The sequence below is a fragment of the Altererythrobacter sp. BO-6 genome (assembly GCF_011047315.1).
Classification (GTDB): domain Bacteria; phylum Pseudomonadota; class Alphaproteobacteria; order Sphingomonadales; family Sphingomonadaceae; genus Erythrobacter.
This window is the reverse complement of sequence record NZ_CP049259.1, coordinates 220,277-246,202: the sequence shown is the minus strand read 5'-3', so window position 1 is coordinate 246,202 and position 25,926 is coordinate 220,277. Positions and strand designations below refer to the sequence as shown.

24 protein-coding genes and 1 pseudogene are annotated in these 25,926 nt (G+C 61.7%); 15 read left to right on the top strand and 10 right to left on the bottom strand.

Features of this window, described 5'->3' with window-relative positions:
* Positions 1 to 363: 363 nt before the first annotated feature.
* Positions 364 to 2,052: a hypothetical protein gene (locus G6N82_RS01155; RefSeq protein WP_165192933.1), complete on the top strand. Its 1,689-nt coding sequence runs from the start codon at positions 364 to 366 to the stop codon at positions 2,050 to 2,052.
* A 221-nt stretch (positions 2,053 to 2,273) separates the two neighbouring features.
* On the opposite strand, the gene G6N82_RS01150 is transcribed toward G6N82_RS01155, so the two are convergent.
* Both G6N82_RS01150 and hemW read right to left on the bottom strand, forming a co-directional pair.
* Positions 2,274 to 3,173, bottom strand: a complete 900-nt coding sequence (locus G6N82_RS01150) for a tyrosine recombinase XerC (RefSeq protein ID WP_165192931.1) — start codon at positions 3,171 to 3,173, stop codon at positions 2,274 to 2,276.
* Positions 3,170 to 4,321: a radical SAM family heme chaperone HemW gene (hemW, locus tag G6N82_RS01145; RefSeq protein WP_165192929.1), complete on the bottom strand. Its 1,152-nt coding sequence runs from the start codon at positions 4,319 to 4,321 to the stop codon at positions 3,170 to 3,172. Before hemW ends, G6N82_RS01150 begins: the two co-directional genes overlap by 4 nt.
* A 189-nt stretch (positions 4,322 to 4,510) precedes the next feature.
* On the opposite strand from hemW, the gene G6N82_RS01140 reads away from it, so the two are divergent.
* Positions 4,511 to 5,041 (top strand): CAP domain-containing protein, encoded by a 531-nt coding sequence (locus G6N82_RS01140; RefSeq protein WP_241255149.1) that lies wholly within the window; start codon positions 4,511 to 4,513, stop codon positions 5,039 to 5,041.
* Complete coding sequence (locus tag G6N82_RS01135; protein WP_165192927.1) at positions 5,041 to 5,688, top strand: CAP domain-containing protein; 648 nt, start codon at positions 5,041 to 5,043, stop codon at positions 5,686 to 5,688. The genes G6N82_RS01140 and G6N82_RS01135 overlap by 1 nt, the downstream gene beginning before the upstream one ends.
* Before the next feature lie 9 nt (positions 5,689 to 5,697).
* Here the strand turns inward: G6N82_RS01135 and rdgB are convergent, their stop codons facing one another.
* Both rdgB and rph read right to left on the bottom strand, forming a co-directional pair.
* On the bottom strand, positions 5,698 to 6,327 hold the full coding sequence (gene rdgB, locus G6N82_RS01130) for an RdgB/HAM1 family non-canonical purine NTP pyrophosphatase (protein WP_165192925.1): 630 nt from the start codon (positions 6,325 to 6,327) through the stop codon (positions 5,698 to 5,700).
* Positions 6,324 to 7,037: a ribonuclease PH gene (gene rph, locus G6N82_RS01125; RefSeq protein ID WP_165192923.1), complete on the bottom strand. Its 714-nt coding sequence runs from the start codon at positions 7,035 to 7,037 to the stop codon at positions 6,324 to 6,326. The genes rdgB and rph overlap by 4 nt, the downstream gene beginning before the upstream one ends.
* Before the next feature lie 100 nt (positions 7,038 to 7,137).
* Between rph and hrcA the strand changes: the two genes are divergently transcribed.
* The 3 genes from hrcA to G6N82_RS01110 all read left to right on the top strand — a co-directional run bounded on the left by hrcA (position 7,138) and on the right by G6N82_RS01110 (position 9,584).
* Entirely contained in the window at positions 7,138 to 8,181 is a 1,044-nt protein-coding gene (hrcA, locus tag G6N82_RS01120; protein WP_165192921.1) for a heat-inducible transcriptional repressor HrcA, read from the top strand.
* A gap of 17 nt (positions 8,182 to 8,198) precedes the next feature.
* Entirely contained in the window at positions 8,199 to 8,786 is a 588-nt protein-coding gene (grpE, locus tag G6N82_RS01115; RefSeq protein ID WP_165192919.1) for a nucleotide exchange factor GrpE, read from the top strand.
* A 126-nt stretch (positions 8,787 to 8,912) separates the two neighbouring features.
* Positions 8,913 to 9,584, top strand: coding sequence for an OmpW family outer membrane protein (locus G6N82_RS01110; protein WP_165192917.1), 672 nt, complete (start codon positions 8,913 to 8,915; stop codon positions 9,582 to 9,584).
* 60 nt (positions 9,585 to 9,644) lie between these two features.
* On the opposite strand, the gene G6N82_RS01105 is transcribed toward G6N82_RS01110, so the two are convergent.
* The 5 genes from G6N82_RS01105 to G6N82_RS01085 form a co-directional block, all read right to left on the bottom strand.
* Positions 9,645 to 10,802, bottom strand: a complete 1,158-nt coding sequence (locus tag G6N82_RS01105) for an indoleamine 2,3-dioxygenase (RefSeq protein WP_165192915.1) — start codon at positions 10,800 to 10,802, stop codon at positions 9,645 to 9,647.
* Positions 10,803 to 10,913: 111 nt separating this feature from the next.
* Positions 10,914 to 11,408 (bottom strand): GNAT family N-acetyltransferase, encoded by a 495-nt coding sequence (locus tag G6N82_RS01100; protein ID WP_165192914.1) that lies wholly within the window; start codon positions 11,406 to 11,408, stop codon positions 10,914 to 10,916.
* A gap of 22 nt (positions 11,409 to 11,430) precedes the next feature.
* Complete coding sequence (locus G6N82_RS01095) at positions 11,431 to 11,934, bottom strand: PH domain-containing protein (protein WP_165192913.1); 504 nt, start codon at positions 11,932 to 11,934, stop codon at positions 11,431 to 11,433.
* 19 nt (positions 11,935 to 11,953) lie between these two features.
* Entirely contained in the window at positions 11,954 to 12,451 is a 498-nt protein-coding gene (locus G6N82_RS01090; protein WP_165192912.1) for a vgr related protein, read from the bottom strand.
* A 23-nt stretch (positions 12,452 to 12,474) separates the two neighbouring features.
* A complete protein-coding gene (locus G6N82_RS01085) occupies positions 12,475 to 12,957 on the bottom strand; it encodes a copper chaperone PCu(A)C (RefSeq protein ID WP_165192911.1) in 483 nt (160 codons plus the stop codon).
* 177 nt (positions 12,958 to 13,134) lie between these two features.
* On the opposite strand from G6N82_RS01085, the gene dnaK reads away from it, so the two are divergent.
* Both dnaK and dnaJ read left to right on the top strand, forming a co-directional pair.
* Positions 13,135 to 15,057 carry a molecular chaperone DnaK gene (dnaK, locus tag G6N82_RS01080; protein ID WP_165192910.1) on the top strand — a complete coding sequence of 641 codons (1,923 nt, stop codon included), beginning with the start codon at positions 13,135 to 13,137 and terminating at the stop codon, positions 15,055 to 15,057.
* A gap of 76 nt (positions 15,058 to 15,133) precedes the next feature.
* A pseudogene (gene dnaJ / locus G6N82_RS01075) lies at positions 15,134 to 16,265 on the top strand (molecular chaperone DnaJ).
* Here dnaJ and G6N82_RS01070 read toward each other — a convergent pair.
* Positions 16,262 to 18,577 carry a patatin-like protein gene (locus G6N82_RS01070; RefSeq protein ID WP_165192909.1) on the bottom strand — a complete coding sequence of 772 codons (2,316 nt, stop codon included), beginning with the start codon at positions 18,575 to 18,577 and terminating at the stop codon, positions 16,262 to 16,264. The pseudogene dnaJ and the gene G6N82_RS01070 sit on opposite strands and share 4 nt — an antisense overlap.
* A gap of 70 nt (positions 18,578 to 18,647) precedes the next feature.
* On the opposite strand from G6N82_RS01070, the gene radA reads away from it, so the two are divergent.
* The 7 genes from radA (at position 18,648) to proS (ending at position 25,925) form a co-directional block, all read left to right on the top strand.
* Complete coding sequence (gene radA / locus G6N82_RS01065) at positions 18,648 to 20,015, top strand: DNA repair protein RadA (protein ID WP_165192908.1); 1,368 nt, start codon at positions 18,648 to 18,650, stop codon at positions 20,013 to 20,015.
* A 12-nt stretch (positions 20,016 to 20,027) separates the two neighbouring features.
* Positions 20,028 to 20,549 carry a CvpA family protein gene (locus tag G6N82_RS01060; RefSeq protein ID WP_165192907.1) on the top strand — a complete coding sequence of 174 codons (522 nt, stop codon included), beginning with the start codon at positions 20,028 to 20,030 and terminating at the stop codon, positions 20,547 to 20,549.
* Positions 20,546 to 20,989, top strand: coding sequence for an iron-sulfur cluster assembly scaffold protein (locus G6N82_RS01055; protein WP_206520252.1), 444 nt, complete (start codon positions 20,546 to 20,548; stop codon positions 20,987 to 20,989). Before G6N82_RS01060 ends, G6N82_RS01055 begins: the two co-directional genes overlap by 4 nt.
* A gap of 38 nt (positions 20,990 to 21,027) precedes the next feature.
* A complete protein-coding gene (locus tag G6N82_RS01050; RefSeq protein WP_165192906.1) occupies positions 21,028 to 22,665 on the top strand; it encodes an MFS transporter in 1,638 nt (545 codons plus the stop codon).
* Entirely contained in the window at positions 22,658 to 23,701 is a 1,044-nt protein-coding gene (gene alr, locus G6N82_RS01045) for an alanine racemase (RefSeq protein ID WP_165192905.1), read from the top strand. Before G6N82_RS01050 ends, alr begins: the two co-directional genes overlap by 8 nt.
* Before the next feature lie 67 nt (positions 23,702 to 23,768).
* Positions 23,769 to 24,326 carry a polyhydroxyalkanoate synthesis repressor PhaR gene (gene phaR, locus G6N82_RS01040; protein WP_165192904.1) on the top strand — a complete coding sequence of 186 codons (558 nt, stop codon included), beginning with the start codon at positions 23,769 to 23,771 and terminating at the stop codon, positions 24,324 to 24,326.
* A gap of 54 nt (positions 24,327 to 24,380) precedes the next feature.
* Complete coding sequence (proS, locus tag G6N82_RS01035; RefSeq protein ID WP_165192903.1) at positions 24,381 to 25,925, top strand: proline--tRNA ligase; 1,545 nt, start codon at positions 24,381 to 24,383, stop codon at positions 25,923 to 25,925.
* Position 25,926: the final 1 nt, after the last annotated feature.

Below are 25,926 nucleotides of genomic sequence, written 5' to 3'. Positions count from 1 at the left end.
GCGACACCCAGTTGCCTTTGATAGGCGCATTCATCAGTCCGTCGGAATTTAAAAGGTTGTCACAGTGTCGTTTTAGTATCGAGCAGCCGTGCAACCAGCGTGATACGGTGTCATGTTAACAGTCGCTAAAGCACGTAAGCATCTGAGCCTTAGGCCTTAAGTAAAGATACGTTTATGTGCGCTGCAGATAAACGCCCGCTTTCGCTTGGACAGGTCCAAGATGCCGTGTATCGTTGATTTATATCAAATTTCCCGCAACTCCGGATCGGCCATGTTTGTTCGGAAGTTACCGCACAAACTTAGGATTTGAGCCCTGGTTGCATGCTCAGGTCGCAATTCCCGAGGAATTTGAGGAGCTAATGCTTGGACGCTTCATCCCACAAATCAGAGATGAATGAGATTGAGCGGGAAATTAATGCACTCCTCAAGGACGACGTATTCCAACGGTCGCCGGTAATGGCTCGACTATTGAAATACCTTTTCGAAATGACCGAGAAGAAAGTGCACGTCAAATCGTTTACTATCGCGACAGATGCGCTCGGGAAAACAGGCGAAGAATCGAGCGATGCAGATACCTATGCCAGGGTTGCAGTTGCACGCTTAAGGAGGGTGCTTGCAACCTATTATGCTGCGCGGCCCGAGCGAGACGCGATCCACGTTGATTCTGGCACATATCGAGTTCAGCTTCTGAAGCATCCGATTGACGAACTTTCAGAGCCTAGCGAGGATCGCGATGCGCCAGCCACCGGCAATCCCGACCCACGGGGCAAGATCGCACGCGGTGTATGGACATGGGCTATTGCTTTGGTGATGTTAGTGTCAGGGGTCGCCACTTCATATTTCTATTTCGGTTCCGACGACGATGAGACGGAAAACTGGACGACTTCAGACTTCCCTCGGCTTACCATCAACATCGAGAATCTGGATGGTTCGTCTCCGCAACCCGATGAAAGCCAACGGCTCTATCGATCGTTTTTGACGAGCGCGCTCAGCGACTACACAGGTATCCGGTTACTGGTGAACGAGGGCGGTCCAGCCGATTTCAGTCTGCGTTTGCTGTTCAGCGATGAAGAGTCAAATCGTGCGGTTCAGGCCCGATTGGTCGAAGAAGCGACCGGCGAAGTCGTTTGGCTTCAAAGCTTTTCGGCTTCAAACTCGCAAGAAGCGAAACGCAGCATAAAATTCATCTCCACCGCTATAGCTTCACCTGGCGGCGTCATTACGAGTTTGAACAGAGGAAGGGACTTGGGCGCAAGCTCGCCTTATGGCTGCTGGCTGCGCTTTACCGAGGGACTTCAGACATTCAACACGATTGGCGATGACGATTTGGTCCGGTGCGCGAGCGATTGGTATGAACAATCTCCCGGCGACTCCATCGCTTCATTTCTATATGGCTGGACGCTGCTCGACAGGGCAGTGGTGACGGCATTTCCGGGTGACCGAGACGAGCTTCTGAGCAGCGCGCTTAGCATTGCCAACCGTGCGGTTGCACTTCATCCGCAAGATGCAAGCCTGTACTTTCTTCAGTTGCGGGCTCACGTCTTGCTCGGAAACCGCATTCTTGCGAACCAGTCCGCAGAAAGTGCTTTGGCTGCCGCTCCGGATAACCGAGTCATCGTTGGCATCGTTGCAACTTTCCTGATCATGTCTGACAATCCCGAAGGTGAGAAAATTCTTCGCGTACTCGATGACGAGGAAGGCGTTGCGTTGCCATGGGAGCATGCTGGTCACTTCGTGGCGGCAATGATGCGAGATGATGTCGCTGAAGCGGGCCAGCATATGGTCCATCTTGAACAATTCGCCCAGAGACAACCGCTGCTTTTGCTCCTAAGGGCTGCCCTTGCGAGTAGGTCGGGTGAAGTTGAGATCGCGCGATCCGCGCTTAAGCAGCTGCGCGACAATCCTCGTATGGCAAAGGATGACATCGGTGGATTGGTAGGAAGCTTGCCCATGGCACCGAAGGTGAAGACGCGCCTCAACGAGTGGCTGGCCTTTTCAACGCTCGGAACTTCATCTGATGTAACAAGCAAAAGTAAGGCCCCTTCGAAATGAGGGCATGCCGGAACTTACTTCCATAATTTTCGCGATAGTACCCTCAAGCGCATTGAGGACCTCACCACTCTCGCGACTGTGCTATTTTATTCATGCGCTTCCATTCTTGCCAGTCGTCGGTTGACGCATCGGAAATCGTCTAATTAGAGAATAGCCGCTTTCCACATAGCGACAGAATGTCTGTAGTTGGGTCGTTAGCGGAACGACCGCTTTTGTTTGAATCACCGCTTCTTCGCCCGTGGATGCGCATCACGGTAGTTTTCCAGCATCGCCGCCGCATCGACCTTGGTGTAGATCTGCGTCGACCCCAGCGAAGCGTGGCCGAGCAATTCCTGCAGGCTCCTGAGATCGGCTCCCGCTCCCAGCAGATGCGTGGCAAAGCTGTGCCGCAGCGCGTGCGGCGTGGCGGTTTCGGGCAGGCCCAGCGCGCGGCGCGCCTGCGCGGTCGCCTTCTGGATAAGGCCGGGGCTCAGGGGCCCGCCCTTGGCGCCGCGAAACAGCGGCTCGTTCGGGCCGAGCGGCCAGGGGCATTGCGCGCAATATTCGGCCACAGCATCACGCGTGATCGGGAGGATCGGTACGAGCCGCTGCTTGCCGCCCTTGCCGGTAACCTGCAGCACTTCGCCCAAAGGCACATCGCGCCCCTTGAGCGAGAGCGCTTCGGCAATGCGTAGCCCCGAGCCGTACAGCAGCAGCAGCACCGCCCGGTCGCGGGTGCCGATCCAGCCTTCCGCGGCGCTTTCGCCGACCAGATCGGCAAGATTACTCGCTTCATCGGGAGTGACGGGGCGGGGCAGGCCTTTCTTGACCCTTGGTCCCCGCAAACGCGGCGCGGCGGGATCGGGATCACCCGCTTGCGCCCGTGCAAAGGCGATGAAGGCCTTGAGCGCGGAGAGCTCGCGCGCGGCGCTGGCATTGGCGATGCCCTCGGCGCGGCGTTCGGCCAGGTGACGGCGCAAATCATGCGCTTCGAGCCTTGCCACCGCGTCCCAATCGCTGAGATCGCACGCTTTCAACAAGCGGTCGGCACAGCCCAGATAGGCGCGCACCGTATGCGGGCTGCGGCGGCGCGCATTGGTTAGCTCGTTGCGCCAGCTTTCGAGGAGGTCGCCTGCGCTCATGCGCTGACCAGTCCATCGCCGACGATCTCTCCCAGCAGCGCATCGAGCAGCGGCATTCCGGCCGCGGTCACGCCGATCAGCCCGCGATCTTCCCAGACCAGCCCCTTGCGCTTGTAGAGGTTGACCTTGGGTCCATTGACCAGTTCGGATGCGCGGAAGCCGAAGCGACGGGCGAGCGACGCAAGGTCGACACCCTCGGTCAGGCGCAAGCCCACCAGCAGCGCTTCGGAGGCCTGTTCGGCGGCGCCAAGCGGTCGTTCTGTCTTGATGCCATGACCTCCCGCTTCGACCGCTGCGAGGTAGTTCTCAGGCTTCTTGTGGCGTTCAGTGGCCGCGCCAATGCGCCGCCCGTGCGCGCCAGGGCCGATCCCGCAATAGTCCTGATAGCGCCAATAGGTGAGGTTGTGGCGGCTTTCCTGCCCCGGCCTTGCATGGTTGCTGATCTCGTAGGCGGGGAGGCCAGCGGCGGCGGTCATCTCCTGCGTCAGCGCGTAAAGGTCCGCCGCCGGATCGTCATCGAGCGGGGTGAAGGCGCCACGCCGGACATCGGTGGCAAAGCGCGTGTTGGGCTCGATCGTCAGCTGGTAGAGCGACTGGTGATCGGTGCCGAGCGCAAGCGCTCGCGCCAACTCTTCCTGCCACATCTCAGGCGTTTGTCCGGGCCGGGCGTAGATCAGGTCGATGCTGACCCTCGCGAAATGGCGCTGTGCAGTGGCGATCGCCTGCAGGGCTTCGTCCACCCCGTGCAAGCGCCCGAGGAATTGCAAGGTATCGTCTTCAAGCGACTGGATACCCAGCGAAACACGGTTCACGCCCGCCTTGGCCAGCTCCGCGAAATTCGCCGCTTCGACCGAGGATGGGTTTGCCTCCAGCGTGATCTCGATATCGGGATCGAAGCCCCACAGCCGCTCCGCCTCCTGCAGCAGTGCCGCCACAAGTGCCGGCGGCATCAGCGAGGGCGTGCCGCCGCCGAAGAAGATCGAATGCAGGTGCTCGCCACCCGCAACCGCCGCCTCATGCTGCATGTCGGCCAGCAATGCCGCCTGCCACGCATCCGCATCCACGCGATCGCGGACATGGCTGTTGAAGTCGCAATAGGGGCATTTCTTCAGGCAGAAGGGCCAATGGATGTAGAGTGCGCGTGCCACGCTGCGGCACTTAATCGGCGGCGCGCGAAAAGCCAACGATGGCGAGCTTTCCACAGCGCATGCGATCCGTCCGGCCAATCCCACGCCCCGGCTTTACCCGTGCCCAGGCCGCGCCGAGCCGGTTTGACTAACGCGCGTTTACCGGTCTGTTTCAGCCAATATTGAGGACTAAAGGCAAAGGTTCCGTTCATGACATTGGGTCGCACCCTGGTGATGGCAGCAATGGCTGTCGCGGCATCAACGGTTGCCAACGGCGGCGAAGCGGAGGAGGGCGCACCTTCGAACCGCTTCGCTGCCGAACTTCTTCAGGCGCATAATATTGAGCGGAGCGAATTCGGCGCGGAGCCGCTGCGCTGGAGCCCGAGACTCGCCAGCGAAGCACAGCAATGGGCACGTACCCTGGCGAGCGAAGGGCGCATGCGCCACGCCTCGAACGACGAGCGCGGCGGCGCGGGTGAGAACCTGTGGATGGGCAGCGCCGGGGCCTATTCCGCCAGCTTCATGGTCGCTGCCTTTGCCGGGGAAAAGCGCCACTTCCGCGCCGGAACCTTCCCGCATGTCTCGCACACCGGCAACTGGCGCGATGTTGGGCATTACACCCAGGTCGTGTGGCCGGGCACGCGCGAAGTCGGCTGCGCGGTCGCACGCAACGACAGCGACGATTTCCTCGTCTGCCGCTATTGGCCGGCGGGCAATACCTATGGGCAGGAAATCCGCTGATGGCGCGGCGCTCATTGGGCGCGTCCCTCATTGCGCTGACTTTGGTGCTGGCCGGTTGCGGTGGAGGCGATAGCCCGGCGAGCTCTTCCGGCAACCTCACGGCAGGCCTGCCGTCACCAACGCCATCGCCAAGCCCCACGCCGGTACCGACGCCAAGTCCCACGCCCACGCCGACGCCGCCCCCTACTGGCGGGACAACCACTGGGCAGGACCAGATGCTGCAAGTCATGCTGGCAGAGCATAACCGGGAGCGGCGCACGCTGGGAATTCCCGACCTGGTGCTCGATCCCGATCTCAACCGGCAGGCGTTAGCCTATGCGCAGGAAATGGCCGTAAGCGCGGTGTTCGCGCACAGCCCGTCCACGTCACGACCGGGGCAGGGCGAAAACCTGTGGGCCGGGACCGCGAGCCGGTTTTCCCACCAGTCCATGGTCGGCGCATGGATTGGCGAGAAGCAATATTACCTCCATGACCGGTTTCCATATGTCAGCAGCACCGGCAACTGGCAGGATGTGGGCCATTACACCCAGATCATCTGGCGCAGTACGACGCGGCTCGGCTGCGGGCTGGCGACTGGCGGAAACTGGGATTACCTGGTGTGCCGCTATGCCCCGCCGGGCAATGTCTCTGGCCAATACGCCTATTAGCGCGGTCGATCAGGCCCCGAACTGGTCCGCCACCAGCTTGGCAAAGGCATCGGCGCGGTGGCTAATGCGGTGCTTTTCGTCCGGATCGATTTCAGCAAAAGTCTGGCTGCCGCCGGTCGGCACGAACACCGGGTCATAGCCGAAACCCAGCGTGCCGCGTGGTGGCCAGGTCAGCGTCCCGGCGCATTGCCCCTCGTAAACGGCGTGCTCTCCATCGGGCCAGGCAATAGCGAGGACGCAATGGAACGCGGCGCGGCGATCAACGTCAGGGCCAAGCTGCTGCAGCATCCCCTCGACCTTGCCCATCGCCATGTACCAGTCACGGCCCGGATCGCCCTCGAACCACTGCCGCTCTGCCCAGTCGGCGGTGTAGACCCCCGGCCTGCCGCCCAAAGCATCAACCGAGAGCCCGCTGTCATCGGCCAGCGCGGTGAGGCCCGAAGCCTCCGCCGCCGCGCGCGCCTTGATCAGCGCGTTCTGGACTAAAGTTGTGCCGGTCTCGGGCGGTTCGGGCAGGCCGAGCGAGCCGGCACTGATGCATTTCACGCCATAAGGCTCGAGCAGCGCGGAAATTTCCTTGAGCTTGCCCGAATTATGCGTGGCGATCACCAGCGATCCGCCGCCCAGCTTGCGGGTCACTTCACCGCGCCCAGCTGTTCGGTGAAGATCCGGTCGCAACCGATCCGTGCCAGGCGCAGCAAGCGCAACAGGCCTTCCTCGTCATAGGTCGCGCCTTCGGCCGTGGCCTGCACTTCGGCAATCTGCCCGCCAGTGATGAGCACGAAGTTGGCATCGGCATCGGCGGCTGAATCCTCGTCATAATCGAGGTCCAGCACAGGAGTGCCCTTGTAGATCCCGCAGCTGATCGCTGCGACCTGGCCGATGATCGGGTCTTCCTTGATGTCGCCTGCCGCGATCAGGCCATTGACGGCGAGACGGAGTGCAATCCACGCGCCGGAAATCGAGGCGGTGCGGGTGCCGCCATCGGCCTGGATTACATCGCAATCGAGCGTGATCTGGCGTTCGCCGAGCTTCCTAAGGTCCACCACTGCGCGCAGGGAGCGCCCGATAAGCCGCTGGATTTCCTGCGTGCGGCCGGATTGCTTGCCCTTGGCAGCTTCGCGGCTGCCGCGAGTGTGGGTAGCGCGCGGCAACATCGAATATTCGCCTGTGACCCAGCCTTCGCCCTTGCCGCGCATCCACGGCGGGACGTTGCGTTCGACGCTGGCGGTGCACAGCACCTTGGTATCACCAAAGCCGATCAGGCAGCTGCCCTCGGCATGCTTGGTGAAGCCGGTTTCGATGCTGATGGCGCGCATCTGGTCGGGCGCGCGGCCGGAAGGTCGCATGGGATGTCCTTGTCGATATGAGTCGTTGCCGCTGCCCTAGGCGCACATGCCTAAGTGCCGCAAGGCTTGAGGCTGCAACACAAGGCGCTAGATAGGCTTCATGACTTCGCCGCCCATTTCCGAGCTGACTGACCGCGCGCGCGAAATCTTTCGCCTGGTGGTGGAGGGCTATCTGGAAAGCGGGCAGCCGGTTGGCTCCAAGACCCTGGCGGCAGATAGCGGGGTAAATCTGTCACCCGCTTCGATCCGTTCGGTGCTGGCCGATCTGGAGACGGCGGGGCTGCTGGCGGCGCCGCATACCAGCGCCGGACGGATGCCGACCGAAAGCGGGCTTCGCCTGTTTGTCGACGGGATGATGCGCGTGGCCGAGCCGACGCCGGAAGAACGCGCAGCGATAGAGGGCCGATTGAAGGGCAATGGCCCGATCGAGCAGGCTCTGGAACAGACCAGTGCCATCCTGTCCGACCTGTCCGGCGCAGCGGGCATGGTGATGGTGCCGACGCGGGAGGCGCGGCTCGCCCAGTTCAGCCTGGTCAACCTGGGGCATGGCCGCGCGCTGGCTGTGCTGGTGAGCGAAGACGGCGCAGTCGAAAACCGCGTGGTCGAGCTGGGGGCCGGGGTGTCGCCTTCTGCGCTCGAACAGGCCAGTAATTACATCACCGCACGGCTTGCCGGACGCACGCTGGCCGAAGCATCGCGAGCGATCTCACGCGAGATTGCAGCGGGCCAATCGCAGCTCGATGTTGCAAGCCGCGAACTGGTCGAACGGGGCCTGGCTGTCTGGAGCCGCGACGCTGCTCAGCGCCCGGTCCTGATCGTGCGCGGGCAGGCGAACCTGCTCGACGATGCCGCGCTCAGCGATATAGAGCGGGTGCGCAGCCTGATCGAAGACCTGGAAAGCAAGCAGTCCGTGGCCGAGCTGCTGGAGACCGCGCGCGAGGCCGAAGCGACACGGATATTCATCGGCAGCGAGAACCGGTTGTTCGCGCTTTCGGGCTCTTCCGTGATCGCTTCGCCCTATCGCGATCGCGAGGGCAGGGTCGTTGGTGTTCTCGGCGTTATCGGTCCAACGCGGTTGAATTACGCGCGCGTGATCCCCATGGTGGACCTGACCGCCCGTTCACTGGGCAAGCTTATCGGATAGCTTTGGAACATAACGACATGATCGATAACGACAAAACGCAGGATGATGCGGTAAAGAAAGAGCTGGATGGCGTGCCGGAGGAGTTCCTCGACAAGTCGGATGCAGAAACGGTTGAAGAGGAAACCAGCAGCCTGGATCAGGCGCTCGATCGGCTGCGCGAAGACCTCGAGGTTGCCAAGCAGGAAGTGCTCTACGCCAAGGCCGAAACGCAGAATGTGCGCCGCCGCATGGAAAAGGACATCCAGGATGCTCGCGCCTATGCCGCGACTGGCTTCGCCCGCGATATCCTGAGTGTTTCGGACAATCTCGAACGCGCGATTGCGGCGATCCCGGATTCGCTGCGCGAGGACGAGAAGATGAAGGGCCTGGTGGTCGGGATCGAAGCAACCCAGCGTGAAATCGCCAAGGTCTTCAGCCAGCACGGCATCACCCGCATCGCCTCGGTCGGTATCCCGCTTGACCCGAACCAGCACCAGGCGATGATGGAAGTGCCGACCGATGAGCATGAGCCCGGCACGATCGTGCAGGAAATGCAGTCAGGCTACATGATCAAGGATCGCCTGCTGCGCCCGGCGATGGTGGCTGTGGCACGCAAGCCGGACTAAGCACCTGGCTTGCGGCGTCATTCTAGGCGCGAAATTCGGGAACACGATATAACATTACCAGTTTACTGCTCCGGAAAGGGAGTTGCCGGCGTTGTTCGCAGCGCCGCTTCCAGGAGTAGATGAACAATGAAGAAGGTTTCTTTGACGCTGATCGCCATTGCTGCCGCAGGGGTGTCAGCACCGGCCATGGCGCAGGATCGCGCGGGCGACATCCAGGTCAAGGTGCTTGGTACCGCAGTCCTGCCAGACGGCGGGATCGATGCGGTCAACCTCGACACTTTCGGCCTGCCGGCTGGGGCTGACACCAAGGCGACTGACGAAGTGATCCCGAGCTTCGCGATCGAATATTTCCTCTCCAACAACATCTCGATCGAAACGATTGCCGGGATGGCGAAGCACAATGTGGTCGGCACCGGCAGCCTTGCCGGGGTGGAACTGGTCGATGACCTGCGACTGATCCCGGGCACGGTCACCGCCAAGGCGCATTTCGACCTTGGCGGCGTGAAGCCCTATGTCGGCGCCGGTGTCGCCTATTTCATGTTCTTCGGCGAAGACGAGGGGAGCGACCTTGTAAACCTCGGCGTGACCGATGCCGATCTCTCGAACGAGTTCGGCTTCGCGCTGCAGGCCGGTGTCGATATCCCGGTCAGCGAAGCCGGCTTCGGCGTGTCGCTGGACGTGAAGCGCTATTTCATCGGTACCGACGCGACCTTCCGCGTGGGTAACACGGACATCATCCGGACCGAACACACGCTCGATCCATGGACGATCAGCGCGGGTGTGACTTACACCTTCTAAGCCTGTCTTGATCTATCGGCAGGTTGGGGCCGTCCGTGTGACCGGGCGGCCCCTTTGCCTTCAAGCTACCACTTGCGCCGCGTTTTCGTCGCGGTGCTTCTTCAGATATTTCATGAAGGGCGTGCCGCCGGTGCCGACATCGGGATCGTTGCCCGCGATGCTACCCGCCTGCTTGTTGATATAGCTTGCGGCATATTCCAGGTGCCGCGTGCGGAAGCGAGCCGATTGCTGGAGGCAGGCATTGAACGCGTCCTTGAGCGGTTTCGAGCCAGAAGCGCTCACGAAGTCCCGTAGCGTCGAGTGCGCGGCAAGGTCTTCGATGAAGCGCCGATGCGGCACCGGGCGATAGTGGTGTAGCTCGTCAAGGAAGCTCTTGAGCGGGTCATTGCTGTGGCCCACCTGGAACAGCGCATCCATTGCCGGGACAATGCTCGACTGACTGCCCGTCTGCCCGCGCAAAGCCTGCGGCTTGCCGCCGTATTTTTCGACGCCTTCGTAGACCAGGCCTCCGCCGGGCAAGGCGGGGTTATTAGCCCAGCCATGGATATAGGGGCGCACGCGGTGGAAGTAGATGTACGGATCGCAGCGTTCGGGCATGCGCGCGAAGTGGGCATATATGCGCTCCCACGCGGCGTCCATTTCGATAAGCAGTCGCTCCGCTTCGGCCTCATCTGCAATCCCGACCAGCTTGGCCGCATTGTCGAGCAGCACGCCAGCCTCGGCCTCGATCGCGACGTGGATCATCACGAACCAGTTCTCGTCGTCACCGCCCGCGAAATTCTGGAACATGTAGATATTGTCGAGCGTGATCGGGCCCGACTTGTCGAGCCGCGCCCAGTTGTCGAGCACATAGCCGGAGTATGGCAGCAGGGGCGCCTGGCCGAGCCGGTCGGCAATCGCCACCATCGGGCGGGCAAGATTGGCAGGAAGATGTGTGGGCGGGGAGGGTTCGCCCCAGACATAGGCCTGCACCAGGAAGGAATAATGCACCATCGCGGTGCGGACCTGCTCTTCCGGCGCCTCGACGGCCCAATCTTCGAGTACCGGGTCAGCCAGCTGGTCGAGCCAGTGACGCACGCGACCGCTTGAAAGGAGGCCGGAGAGGTTGCCGGCTGCCTGCGTAACACCGGCAAAGCGCGAAGGCAGCGCGATCTCGTCGATTTCGTAATGCGAAAGGTAGCCGCGCTCGCGGCTCAAACCGTAGTCCTTGATCTCCATGTGAGTGACTCGTGGGCCAAGCGCGGGTTGGGCCGCTTGGACGGGCAAGATGGTATCAATTGATACCGGATCGCTCAAGCTGGACCGGTGGAAAACCGGCCGTACGGGGACTTACAGTTCGCGCACCATTTGCAAATTGCAGCGATCGTAGGGCGAGGGCCACAGCTCTTCCTCGGCAAGTTTGCGGAAGCCCTGCCTTTCATAAAGCGCTGTCGCCGCCTCAAGCCGTACATTGGTCTCCAGCCACACCGCGTCGGCTGCTTGCTGGCGGGCATGATCGATCAGGCAATCGAGGATGGCCGCGCCGACGCCTTGTCTTTGGGCGGAGATATCGGTCACCATCTTGACCACTTCCATCCATTTGCGCCCGTCATCAGGCGCCAGTGCCGCCGGCAGGATCGCGCCTGCCCCAACGATCCATCCGCTTGCGTCGGCCACCGCAATGAAGCCACCCTTGTCGAGGATCGCCGACTTGGGATCCTGCAATTGCTGGACGTCCTTTTCCTCAAGCTCGAAAAGCTCTTCGATCCAGCGCCGGTTGAGCGCGGCGAAGGCCGGGGCGTCGCCAGGACGGAAGGGGCGGATGGTCCAGTTAACGATCGGCATTCATCCGCTCCTTGCTTTGGTTCTATGAACTCTCATTCACGAGGTCGATTTCGCGTACGCCCCGTTCCCGCCGTGCCGCATCGACGAGGTTGCGCAACTGCTCGCGCCGTTCCAGCGCATGAGGCACATGGCGCAAGACCAGTCTTTGGTTGCGCGTGGTTTCGTCGCTAGACGTTATGTGGATCGTGCCGATCCCGGCCAACTGGTTGAGGAGGCTGAAATCCATGCGAATATCTTTAACGCGGTACAGTTCGACCTCATCGATGCTTTTCGTGATAATCCCACGCCGCACAACGAGCCGCTGGCTGTTGAGCTCGAACTTTTCGCTCATCACCTGCAGCCATTTCCAGATGACGATTGCCGCAGCCAGAGCTGTCAGTAGCAGCGGCCATGGGCCGAGATCTCCGGCAGCTCCGATCAGGACGGCAAACCCCGCGATGGCAAGCGCCAGCGTGCCTAGACCGGCGGATGTTCCCACTAACCAGCGGCCAAGCGATGAACGAAATGAATCATTTGTCTTTTCCATCGTCGGTTCCCGCCTGTGACTATCCCGCCCCGGGAAAGTTCACCAATGCATCATATGCCGCACTATCGGCCACTCCTGCAAGTCGCACCCCGCGGCGCAGCAGGAAGGCATGGCGCACAATCTCTGCCTGCTGTTCGATCCCGTACCGTGTGAGCGGCCAGCCTGGCTTGAGGCTGTAGTCATAGCGGGCCCATGGCCTGCGATTGAGCACCAGGTACCAGCCTCCGCGCGTCTGCACCTGCCAGACATGCACCAATTCGTGGATGAACAGCCCTTGCCGATCGAGGTTGGCGTGAGCGAAATCGTCGCAATAATTATCGCTCAGCGGGTGGAAATGCAGGTGGCCGCGCGGCGCCATTGTGATGCGGCGCGGCTGGAACGGGAACCATTTGCGGCGCCTGATCCGCACGGGCAGATAGTCGATCGCCGTCCCGAAAATCGAGCGCGCCAATGCCACTTCGCCGGGGGTGAGGGGCCGCTCGCCACCAACGGGGCAGCTGTAATCGGCCGCGCTCACCGCATTCCCGGCATTAAATTGGCTCAGCGCTCATCCCCCGCTGCGCGCACTTCCGCGTCGAAGGAGTATTTGTCGCCACCCGATACAGTCAGTGTGACTTCAACCGTGGTTCCGGCCTGGACCGTGTCAGCCAGCCCGAATGCCATGATATGATAACCGCCCGGCTCGAACGCGATCTTGGTGCCCTTGGTGATGGCGATCGGCATGGTTTCGCCCATTTCCATCTTGCCGTTGTTCATCGCATAGGCGTGCATCTGGGTTTCCTCTGCGCCCGTTACATCGGCCCGGCGGATCGAGAGCGCCCGGTCGCCTTCATAGTCGAGATCGAAATAGACCGCGGCCGGATTGCCAGCGACGGGCGGCAGCACCAGGCGCGCGTTCTCGACCGTCATTCCGGGAATGCCTTCGGGTGCGGCTTCGGTAGCTTGCTCGGCTTCCCCGCCGCATGCAGTCAGGACAAGGCTGGACGCAAGCAGGCCAGCGGCGGCAATCCGGGTAAATTTCATATAGGGTTTCTCCTCTTGAGACAGGGGCAAAAACTAGTGTCCCCATTCCCTTGTGCCAAGCGAAACCGCACCTATATCACCCGCATAACACACCGGACGGACTGAGCCGCCGAGCTGCCTTGCCACTTTTGGAAGGCACATTGCGCGGTGTCCAAGAACTGAATGGATGGGAATAGAATGGCCAAAGTAATCGGTATCGACCTCGGCACCACCAACTCCTGCGTGTCGGTGATGGACGGGGGCAAACCCAAGGTTATCGAGAATTCGGAAGGTGCGCGCACCACGCCGTCGATCGTCGCTTTCACCAAGGATGGTGAGCGCCTGATCGGGCAGCCGGCCAAGCGCCAGGCGGTGACCAACCCCGACAATACGATTTTCGCGGTGAAGCGCCTGATCGGCCGCCGCTTTGACGATCCCATGACCAAGAAGGACATGGAACTGGTCCCCTACAACATCGTCAAGGGCAAGAACGGCGATGCCTGGGTGAACGCGGGCGGCGAGGACTATTCGCCCAGCCAGATTTCCGCTTTCATCCTGCAGAAGATGAAGGAAACGGCTGAGAGCTATCTTGGCGAAACCGTGACGCAGGCGGTCATTACCGTCCCGGCTTACTTCAATGACGCGCAGCGCCAGGCGACCAAGGACGCCGGCCAGATCGCCGGCCTTGAAGTGCTGCGCATCATCAACGAACCGACCGCAGCGGCGTTAGCCTATGGTCTCGAAAAGGACGATGGTAAGACCATCGCCGTCTATGACCTTGGCGGCGGCACTTTCGACGTCTCGATCCTCGAGATCGGTGACGGCGTGTTCGAAGTGAAGTCGACCAATGGCGACACCTTCCTGGGCGGCGAAGACTTCGACAGCGCGATCGTCGAATATCTGGCCGAACAGTTCAAATCGAAAGAAAACATGGACCTGCGCAAGGACAAGCTTGCGCTGCAGCGCCTGAAGGAAGCGGCGGAAAAGGCCAAGATCGAGCTGTCGAGCTCGGCCCAGACCGAAATCAACCTGCCCTTCATCACCGCGCGCATGGAAGACGGTTCGTCGACCCCGCTGCACCTGGTGGAAACGCTGACCCGTTCGAAGCTGGAACAGCTGGTGGGTGACCTGGTCAAGCGCACGCTCGAGCCCTGCAAGAAGGCGCTGGCCGATGCCGGTATCGACAAGGGCAGCGTTGACGAAGTGATCCTGGTCGGCGGGATGACCCGCATGCCCAAGGTCCGCGAAGTGGTCGAGGAATTCTTCGGCAAGAAGCCGCACACCGGCGTGAACCCCGACGAAGTGGTGGCAATGGGCGCCGCGATCCAGGCGGGCGTGCTGCAGGGTGACGTCAAGGACGTGCTGCTGCTCGACGTGACGCCGCTCTCGCTCGGCATCGAAACGCTGGGCGGCGTATTCACCCGCATGATCGACCGCAACACTACGATCCCGACCAAGAAGACGCAGGTCTATTCGACCGCCGAGGACAACCAGAATGCGGTGACCATCCGCGTGTTCCAGGGCGAGCGCGAAATGGCTGCGGACAACAAGCTGCTCGGCCAGTTCGACCTTGTCGGCCTGCCCCCGGCGCCGCGCGGCGTACCGCAGATCGAAGTCACTTTCGACATCGATGCCAACGGCATCGTCAACGTGTCGGCCAAGGACAAGGGCACCGGCAAGGAACAGCAGATCCGCATCCAGGCCTCGGGCGGCCTATCGGACGCCGACATCGACCAGATGGTGCGCGATGCCGAGAAATTCGCCGAGGAAGACAAGAAGCGGCGCGAATCCGCCGAGGCCCGCAACCAGGCCGACAGCCTGGTCCATGCTACCGAAAAGCAGCTTGAAGAGCATGGCGACAAGATCGATGCGGACACCAAGGCAGCCGTCGAGGCCGCCCTGGCGGACGCCAAGAGCGCGCTGGAAGGTGACGATGTCGCGGCGATCACCGCCAAGGCGCAGGCATTGACCGAAGCGGCCATGAAGATGGGCCAGCAGATCTACGAGAAGGAGCAGGCAGCTGCCGCTTCGCCGGATGCAGGCGCAACTGAAAAGCCCGCTGACGAGGAAGTGGTCGACGCCGAATTCTCCGAAGTCGACGAAGACAACAACAAGGGCTGATGTCCTGATGAAGGCCTTCCCGCCACTGGTGCATGCAGCGCCGGTGGCGGATAGGCTTTGAAGGGGCGGGGACCTTATGGCTTCAACCGATATCGATTATTACGAGCTGCTCGAAGTAACCCGCGACGCCGATGGTGCCGCGATCAAGAGCGCTTATCGCAAGCTGGCGATGAAGTATCACCCCGACCGCAATCCGGGGTGCCACGATAGCGAAGCGCGCTTCAAGGCCATCAACGAGGCTTACGACTGCCTAAAGGATCCGCAGAAGCGTGCAGCGTACGACCGCTTCGGCCATGCCGCGTTCCAGAACGGCGGGATGGGTGGCGGTGGCCGCGGCCCGCAGGGCGACTTTGGCGACATCGGCGATATTTTCGAGACGATCTTCGGCAGCGCCTTTGGCGGCGGCGGTGCACGCCGGGCCCAGCCACGCCGCGGTGCCGACCTGCGTTACGATCTTGAAGTGACGCTCGACGATGCCTTCCACGGCAAGTCGGTCGAGCTCGAAATCGAGGTATCTCAAGGCTGCGAGACCTGTTCCGGCTCGGGCGCAAAGCCCGGCACTGGCGAGCGCGAATGCCGCATGTGCGACGGTCACGGCAAGGTCCGCGCCAAGCAGGGCTTCTTCGTGGTCGAGCGGCCATGCCCGACCTGCCACGGGCGCGGCGCGGTGATCGAGGATCCGTGCAAGGAATGCCGCGGCGAAGGCGTGGTGGACAAGGCGCGCGCACTGGAAGTGGAAATTCCTCCCGGTGTCGATACCGGCACCCGCATCCGCCTGGCCGGAAAAGGCGAGGCAGGCCCGCGCGGCGCACCTCCGGGCGATCTCTACATTTTCGTCCATGTGAAGCCGCATCCGGTGTTCCAGCGCGAAGGCACCACGCTGGCCACGCGGGTGCCGATCAGTTTCACCACGGCGGCGCTGGGCGGTACGGTCGACATCCCCGACCTGGGCGGCGACGCGAACACCGTCGAGATTCCGGCCGGCATCCAGTCTGGCAAGCAGCTGCGCGGTACGTGGCGCGGGCATGCCGGTGCTGCAGGGCCGCGGACGGGGTGACCTGGTGGTCGAAATCGCAGTCGAAACGCCCACCAGGCTGTCGAAGAAGCAAAAAGAATTGCTCGAGCAGTTTCGCGACACCGAAACCGGTGAGGAATGCCCGGAAAGCAAGGGTTTCTTCGATCGCCTGAAGGATGCTTTCGGCAGCTAGGTAAAGCGCGCGGCGATTTCCGCGCGCAATCCTTCTAGAAGGTCCCGCGCGCAGCGCCCGGCCTGCAGTTCCTCATCGATAATGGCGTCAAACGCGGCGCGCTTGAAACTGCGGCAGTCATCCTCATCCAATGGTCGCTCGAGCGTCGAGCAGACCAGGTCGATCATGCGTTCGGCCCCGTGCAGCCGCCCCCAGATATAATCGTTCTCGCGATAGGCACGGCTGAAGAAGGCCCCGAAATTATAGAACTCGATACCGCGTAGCGTCGCCCGCGCACCGCCATCGCGGATCGAACGGGCGTCATCGGGAGAGATTCGGTCAACCTTGATCGGATCGAATTCGGTCAAACCCTCCTGCTGCAGCAAGGGCAGGGTAGCGACATCGAAATAAGGGAAGCCGAGATAGGCGAGCAGCATCCGGCGGCGAAGCTGCTTGGGCATCTTGCCGAGAGCTTCGCACAATCTGTCTTCGGCCTGGTCATCGACTTCGGGGAGCAGGCGCTTCTGCTCCAGGAAATCGAGCACCGCACCTGGGTCCCTGAAAACATTGGCCGCGATCGCTGGAAAATCAGGACCTAGCGCGGCGAGGGTATCGCGGTGGTAATAGTCGCTCAGGATGGCGTAGATCTCGCTTCGCGCCACATCCAATGCATCGTCAGGGATCTCCGGGTCGCGTTCCCAATCGCGTGCCAAACGCCTTGCCAGCATGCGCAACCGGCGGATGCGGAAGCCGACGTCATGGGCGCGGAAAAAGCCGATGGCGGCTTCGCTGGCACCACCCTTCGGGCCGGACAATTCGCTGAGGCCCCGACGCTCTAGCTCAGCCCGCAAGGCAGCCGCAATCGGGTCGCAATCGGGCAGGTCGAGCTGCGGTGCGGCATCGCTCACCAGCTTTGCCAGCTGATCGACAATCCCGGCGAACTTGACCTGCGCATACGACTGGAAGGCATACCCCGCGTTCTCGGCTGCAGCCTGCTGCGCCTTGGCGCGCCAACCATGCAGCCTTTTGGGCGTGGGGCGGTCGAGGAAGAAGGTTAGCCCGAACAGTTTCTCTACCGCACGTTCGACCTCGGGACGCAAACCGGCCAGGATTTGCTGCAGGCGGGCGGCGTCGCGCGATTGCTGTTCAAGCAGTTGCAGATTGTCGCGGATCGGTTGTTCGCGCGGCAGGGTGGAGATCGAACCAAAGATTGCCGCAAAGAATCCCACCGGCTTGGGGGTTTCATCCTTCATCGTGGCGATCCGGTCTGGCCGTGGATCGATATAGACGAAGCGGCGGTCAACCTCGCGGTGGCCGGGCCGACCATGCAGCGCGTTGATCGCTTCGGCAAAGGGCGCGTTGACCAGAACCGATCCGTCGATCAGCGCCACTTTCTCAAGCGTATCAAGCCGCGCATGTGTGGGCATTATCCGGTGCAGGAATTCGCTGCGGCTGGCCCAGTCGACCCCTCTGCGCTGGGCCAGACGGTCGATCTCCTTCAATTCCAATGCCGGGAATGCCCCGGGAAAACTGGCCGTGGCACGCGCGGCGAAGGTCAGTTCCAGCAGATTGGCAATGCCGTCACCCGGCAGATGGTCAATCTGTCCGCGAAAGTGAATTGGCAGGCGATGTTCGCTCTCTTCCACGACCGGCGGGCTGTTGAGGCGCAGGAGTTCCACATGGCCGCGAAAATCCGTGCTGGTCACGAACAGGTCGATCGGATGATCCGGCGGCAGCAGCGGCGGCCCCGATGGGGCATCACGCATCGCGGCCAATGCATCGAACAGCAGTTGCGAAAAATTGTCGCCGGAAAACGGCGGCTCGAACCAGCGCCCGCGAATGAAGCGCGACACTTTCCTGCGAACTTCATCACGCGTTTCGGGTGCGACGCTTTCGGATACGACATTGCCAGGGCGTGAGATTAGCCACCATGCAATCGGCTGCGCCCAGAACTTGGCGAATTTCCATAGGGGCCGCGCGTCGGGATCGAGCAAGCGGTCGACATCGGCATTTTCCAGCCACAGGTCGGTCAGGGGCTCCAGCGAGTGGCCCGCATAGATCGCTTGCGAAAGGAACACCGCGTTGATCCCGCCGGCGCTGGCCCCGGTCAGGATATCCGGCAACACCCGCAACCTGAGCGAATGTGCTTGTTCGATGTGCTCCAGCAGATCCCGATATATTTTTGCAGTGCCGGTTTCGGCCGTCTCGCCGGCATGGAACGCACGGCTTGCCCGCGCCAGGTGCCACAATTCCTTGGTGACGCCATGCATGTATACCGCCAGGCTGACGCCGCCGTAGCAGACCAGGGCAATGCGAAGTTCCTTCTGGTGCATCGGGGGATAGTGACGTGCCAACCGCAAGTTGGCAATTGCGTTCCTGTAATGTTCTGTTTATCGCGCGACTATGGCCAAGACCAAGAAACGCTTTGTGTGTCAGGCTTGCGGCAGTGTTTCGCACCGCTGGCAAGGGCAATGCCCCGACTGTGCCGAGTGGAACACGCTGGTGGAGGATGCACCGGCGACCGTTTTCTCGCAAAAGCACGATCTGTCGCGCGGGGGCAGAGCGGTGGAGTTTGTCGAACTCAACCGACCCGGTGAGTTGCCGGTCCGGCAAACAACGGGGCTCAAGGAATTTGACCGGGCGCTTGGCGGGGGGCTGGTACCCGGTTCCGCAGTGCTGATGGGCGGCGATCCGGGCATCGGTAAATCTACATTACTACTCCAAGCGGCGGCAACGATTGCGCGCAGCGGGCGCGAAGTGGTCTATGTCAGCGGCGAAGAGGCGGCCGGGCAGGTGCGCATGCGCGCGTCACGGCTGGGCCTGGCCGATGCACCGATCAGGCTGGCTTCGGAAACCTCGGTCCGCGATATCCTGACGACGCTGGGCCAGATGGCACCACCGGCGCTGCTGGTGATCGATTCGATCCAGACGATGTATTCCGACACGATCGAAGGCGCGCCGGGCACAGTCAGCCAGGTTCGCGGCTGTGCCTTCGAACTGATCCGCTATGCCAAGGAAAATGGGGTCGCGATGGTCTTGGTCGGCCATGTTACCAAGGACGGCAGCATCGCCGGTCCGCGCGTGCTTGAACACATGGTCGATGTGGTGATGAGCTTCGAAGGGGAGCGCAGCCATCAATACCGTATCCTGCGTGCGCTGAAGAACCGCTTCGGGGCGGTCGACGAGATCGGCGTTTTCTCGATGGTGAGCGAAGGTCTGGAAGAAGTGGGCAATCCATCCATGCTGTTCCTTTCGGGACGCGATCAGCCGCTGGCGGGGAGCGCCGTTTTCCCGGCACTGGAAGGCACGCGACCTGTGCTGGTGGAAATCCAGGCGCTGATCGTGCGCCTGCAATCGGGCGCTACGCCGCGCCGCGCGGTGGTGGGCTGGGACAGCAGCCGGCTCGCGATGTTGCTTGCAGTCTTGGAATCGCGCTGCGGGCTTAACTTCAGCTCGGCCGAAGTTTACCTCAATATCGCCGGGGGATACCGCCTGTCGGATCCGGCGGCTGACCTTGCGGTGGCCGCAGCACTCGTTTCCGCACTCGCCGATAAGCCCTTGCCGCAACAATCGGTCTGGTTCGGGGAAGTATCGCTGGCGGGCGAAATCCGGCCCGTCGCACACACCAGTTTGCGTTTGCGCGAGGCGGACAAGCTGGGCTTCACCGCAGCATTCGGCCCGGCGGCTGCCGAAAACGGCTCGTCGGCGATTAACTATCGCGGTTTGGGACAAGTTGCGAACCTCGTTGACCGCGTGATGGCAAATCCATAATCGGTACAACCCATGAACGGGTTCGATATCATTGTGCTGGTCATTGTCGGCATTGCCGCCATCGGTGGCTTCATGCGGGGGTTGGTTCAGGAAGTGCTCTCTCTGGCGGCCTGGGTGCTGGCGGCTTTTGCAATACATCAGCTCCATACGCCTCTGGCCGAGTTCCTTGATGGTTATATCGACTCCCCGATCACTACCGCGATCCTGGCCTTCGTTTTGCTGCTGCTCATCCCCTATGCGGCCATGAAGGTGATCGCGAACAATGTGGGCGAGGCCTCGCGCAATTCGATCATGGGCCCGATTGACCGGGTGCTTGGCTTTGGTTTCGGCCTGCTCAAGGGCGGCCTGATCGTGGTCTTCGCCTTCTCGCTGCTTGCGCTCGGTTATGACACCGTGTGGGGATACAAGGGGCGGCCAGACTGGATTGTGACCGGTCGAACCTATCCGATTATCGATACCAGCTCGCGCGCAATGGTCGAGATCATCGCCGAGCGCCGCGAAGCATTGCGCGAGGCTGCGGAAGCGGCAGAATGAGCGCTGGCACGGCGGGACAGCTCTACTCGCCAACCCTGTTGTCGCTAGCGACTGAGCTTGCGAGTTATCCTTTCGTCGGCGCATGGGAGCATTCCGGCAGCGCGCGCTCCAAGACCTGCGGCAGCAGCATCGAGATCGGGCTTGAGCTTGACGATCGGAGCAGGATCGCCCGCCTTGGTCTGCGCGTTTCGGCCTGCGCGGTGGGTCAGGCCTCGGCAGCGATATTCGCGAAAGGCGGCCAGGGCTTCGACCGGGCCGATCTTGCGGGACACCTGGCTGAAATCGGAAGCTGGCTGAACGAGCCAACCGGTGCCGAACCGACGTGGCCCGGTTTCGGACCGTTGCTGGTCGCGCGCGATTATCCGGGAAGGCACGGTGCACTGCTGCTGCCGTGGAAGGCTGCGCTGCAAGCGCTTTCCAAGGGCGATGCCAGCGGTTAGAGCTTGGCCGGCCTAGCCAAGGGGAGAGCGCAAGCGCCATGTCAGAGACAGCAAGCACTGCCATTCGTGAACCAAGCGAAAAGGAAATCCGCCTGGTGATCGGCGCCAGCAGCGCCGGCACGATTTTCGAATGGTACGATTTCTTCATATACGGCACGCTTGCCTACATCCTGAAAGATGCGTTTTACGACACCGATAACGAGACGCTGGGCCTGTTGCTGGTATGGTCGACCTTTGCGGTCGGCTTCGCCTTTCGCCCGATCGGTGCGGTGCTGTTCGGCTATCTGGGCGACAAGCTGGGGCGCAAATACACCTTCCTTGTCACGGTTACGCTGATGGGGATTGCGACGGCGGGCGTCGGCCTGATTCCCACAGTCGATACGATCGGCATCGTGGCCCCGATCATCATCATCTTCCTGCGCATCCTGCAAGGGCTTGCGCTGGGCGGTGAATATGGCGGCGCGGCAATTTATGTCGCCGAACACGCGCCGCCCGAAAAGCGCGGGTATTACACCAGCTTCATCCAGGCCAGTGTGGCAGGCGGTTTCGTATTGTCGATCGCCGTGGTTCTGATCTGCCGCGCGTTGATCCCCGAGGACGACTTTGCCGCCTGGGGCTGGCGCGTGCCGTTCCTGTTGTCGATCATCCTGCTGGGCATTTCGCTGTGGATGCGGCTGATGCTGTCGGAAAGCCCTGTGTTCCAGGCCATGAAGCAGGAAGGAAAAATCGCCGGAAATCCCTTCATCGAAAGCTTCACCTATCCCGGCAACAAGAAGCGCATTTTCGTGGCGCTGTTTGGCGTATCCGGCATCCTGACGACGATCTGGTACACCGGCTTCTTCTCAAGCATGAGCTTCCTGCGCGGTCCGATGAACGTGGCCGACCAGACGGTTGAACTGATCTTGTTCGTGACCGGCCTGATCATCATGAGCTTCTACCTGATTGTCGGCAAATGGTCGGATCGGGTCGGTCGCAAGAAGCCCATAGTCATTGGCGCCGTTCTGACCTTGTTGCTGCTGTTCCCGGCGTTCTGGGCGCTCGGCAGCCTGGCCAACCCGGGGTTGCAGGAATCGGCCAAGATCACCCCGGTGCGGGTCGAAGGGCCGCAGTGTACCACCGATCCTTTTGCCGAACTGTTCGATCGCGATCAGACCCAATGCGGCAAGATCCTCGAAACACTCACCGCCTCGGGCGTGGCTTACACCATGGTGCCGGGTGAGGCCCTTCGCGTCACTGTGGGCAGCGAAGAGATCGGGCTTGAGCCGGAGTGGTTCGATGATGGTGCCGCGCGCAAGGCTGGCCTTCAGGCCGCCCTGAGCGAATATGGCTTCGACTTCACCAAGCAACAGCCGGAGCTCGCAAACCTGCTGGGAATTTGCGCGATCCTGCTGGGTCTAGGTATCCTGTCCGCGCTGACTTATGGTTCGGTGGCGGCGCTGCTTTCAGAGATGTTCCCGCCCTCGATCCGCTACAGTTCGATGTCGATCCCCTATCACATCGGGGCCGGTTATCTCGGCGGCTTCCTGCCGTTGATAGCGGGTGTGATCGTGGCCAGCACCGGCAATATCTATTCCGGACTCTGGTACACATGGGGGATTGTCGCCTTCGGCCTGGTGGTGCTGTGGTGGGGCATACCCGATGGCCCGCCGCGCGATTTCGAAGACACACATGGCTGACGCACCGCCGCCATCGTTGCGGCTGAAGATCGATCGAGACGCGCTGGCGGCAAACTGGCGCGCGCTGAACCGACTGTCCGGCCAGGCGTCTGCCGGTGCTGCCGTCAAGGCAGACTGTTATGGGCTGGGCGTCGCGCAGTGCCTGCCGGTTTTGCGCGATGCCGGTGCGCAGCAATTCTTCGTCGCCCACTGGTGCGAAGTAGCAGCGGTCGCCCGTCATGTGCCCGCAAGCAGCATTTCCGTGCTACACGGGCCGCTGACTGACGCGGATGCAGCCTATGCCCGGGCGACCGGCGCGATCCCCACGATCAATTCGCTGGCGCAGGCAAAGCGCTGGGTCGAGAGCGGCGGCGGGCCGTGTGACCTGATGATCGACAGCGGGATCAACCGGCTCGGCTTGTCGCCGCATGAAGTCGGCGACCCGCTGGTCGCGCAGCTCGATGTGCGCACGCTGATGTCGCACCTTGCCAGCGCTGACGAGGATGGCCCGAAGAATGTGCAGCAGCTCGCCGCATTTCAAGCAGTCATTCCACTGATCAAACATGGGCAGGTCAGCTTCGCCAACAGCGCCGGTATTGCGCTTGGCCCCGATTACCATTTCGACCTCACCCGGCCTGGTCTGTCGCTCTACGGGGGATGGCAGCGGCCGGAACTGGCGAGCGAAATCCGCCAGGTGGCCTATCCCGAAGCGGCGATCATCCAGACCCGCCAGATCGTCGCGGGCGAAAGCGTTGGCTACAACGCCACGTTCATTGCCCCGCGAGACATGCGGGTCGGCGTCGCCTCGCTTGGTTATGCCGATGGCTACCTGCATCACTGGCGTGAAGTTGGCGCCCTGGAGCACAACGGACATCGCCTTCCGGTGCTTGGCAAAGTGTCGATGGACATGATCGTCATCGATCTATCGGACGCACCCGATCTCAGCGAAGGCGACTGGTTGAGTGTGCCCTATTCGCTGCCCGATGCAGCGCAGCAAAGCGGCATCCCGCAGTACGAATTGCTGACCGTTCTGGGGCAACGCTTGAAAAGCCGATAGCGCCATGTTGCGCTGCACATTGTGCAAGTGCTAATGCTGCAGCATTCTACCTTTGGGATTGCAGCACATGGCCAAGAAAAGCGCGGGCGAGGGCGACACCGTCATCGTCAAGAAATACGCCAACCGGCGGCTCTACAACACCAGCACCTCAAGCTATATCACCCTGGAAGATCTCGCGGCGATGGTGCGCGACAATGTCGATTTCCAGGTGCTTGATGCCAAGACCGGCGAAGACATCACCCATTCTATCCTGACCCAGATCATCATGGATGAAGAGGCGAGCGGTGGCGAACAGATGCTGCCGGTCAGCTTCCTGCGCCAGCTCATTGGCATGTACGGCAATTCGATGCAGGCGATGATGCCTAGCTATCTCGAAGCGGCGATGACCAATTTCCGCGAGAACCAGGGCAAGATCCGCGAGGCCTTCGAAAAGGGGATCAGCAGCACGCCATTCGCCAAGATCCACGAAACCAATATGGCGATGATGCGTGCGGCCACCGATGTCCTGATGCCGGGCATGAACAAGCGCGCCGACAAACCTTCTGGCGGGCAAAATGACGAGATCGCCGCGCTGCGCAAGCAGATGGCCGAAATGCAGAAGAAGCTGGACGAACTCAGCAAATAACGCGAAGGGCGGCGCCGCAAGACCCTCCACGCACCAGCAGGAAAACCAACACAAGTGTCCCAGATCCGCCACGCCCTCAACACCAAGCGCGAGGACGATTTCGCTGCATGGTATCAGGAAGTCATTTCCGCAGCCGACATGGCCGAGGAATCCGGGGTGCGCGGCTGCATGGTGATCAAGCCGTGGGGCTATGGCATCTGGGAACGCATCCAGCGCCTGATGGATAACCGGATCAAGGCGGCCGGCGTCCAGAACTGCTACTTCCCGATCTTCATCCCGCTGAAGAATTTCGAGCGGGAGGCCGAGCATGTCGAAGGCTTTGCGAAGGAAATGGCGGTCGTCACCCATCACCGGCTGATCGCTGACGGCAAGGGCGGGTTGATCCCCGATCCCGAAGCGAAGCTGGAAGAGCCGCTGGTTGTCCGCCCGACGTCTGAAACCATCATCGGCGATGCCATGGCGCGCTGGGTCCAGAGCTGGCGCGACCTGCCGCTTCTGACCAACCAGTGGGCCAATGTGGTACGCTGGGAAATGCGCACCCGCATGTTCCTGCGCACCAGCGAATTCCTGTGGCAGGAAGGGCATACCGCACACGAAAACCGTGAAGATGCGCTGGAAGAAACCCACCGCGCGCTGGAGATGTACCGCGCCTGCGCCGAAGAAGATCTGGCGCTGCCGGTGATTGCCGGTGAAAAGCCCGAGAACGAACGTTTCCCCGGCGCGGTTGAGACCTGGTCGATCGAGGCCATGATGCAGGATGGCAAGGCGCTGCAGGCCGGCACCAGCCATTACCTCGGCACCAATTTCGCGCATGCGGCGGGGATCAAATACCAGGACCGCGAAGGCGGCGAACAGTTCTGCCACACCACCAGCTGGGGCGTATCGACCCGCATGATCGGCGGCGTCATCATGACCCATGGCGATGATGACGGGTTGCGCGTGCCGCCACGCATTGCGCCGTACCAGGTCGTGATCCTGCCGATGCTGCGCGACAAGCCCGAAGACGCCGATGTGCTGGCCTATTGCAAGGACTTGCACAGCCAGCTCGCCGCAGAGACTTCGATGGGCGAGCCGGTGCGGGTGCTGCTCGACACCAAGCCCGGCCAGGCGGCGGCCAAGCGGTGGGACTGGGTGCGCAAGGGCGCGCCGGTCATCATCGAAGTCGGCCCGCGCGACATGACAGAAGGCAAGGTGGCGATGATCCGCCGCGACCGGCTGTGGGACATGGAGAATGGCAAGGCCGCATTCCAGTTCATTGCCCGCGACGAATGCGTTTCCGGCATGGGTGCGCTGCTCGAAGATATCCAGCAATCGCTGTTCAATGAAGCGGCGGAGCGGCGCGATGCCAACATCACCCGCGGCGTGACATCGCTGGATGAGGTGGCCACCTTCTATGATGGTTCGACCAAATATCCGGGCTGGCTGGAAGTGCAGTGGTCGAAACCGAGCGGCGCTGCGCTCGACAAGGTGGTGGAAACGCTGAAGGCGCATAAGCTGACGATCCGCAATGTGCCGCGCGATGCTGCCCCGGCGGACGGCACCTGCATCTTCACCGGCGCACCGGCGGTCGAGCGGATCCTGATCGCCAAGGCATATTGAT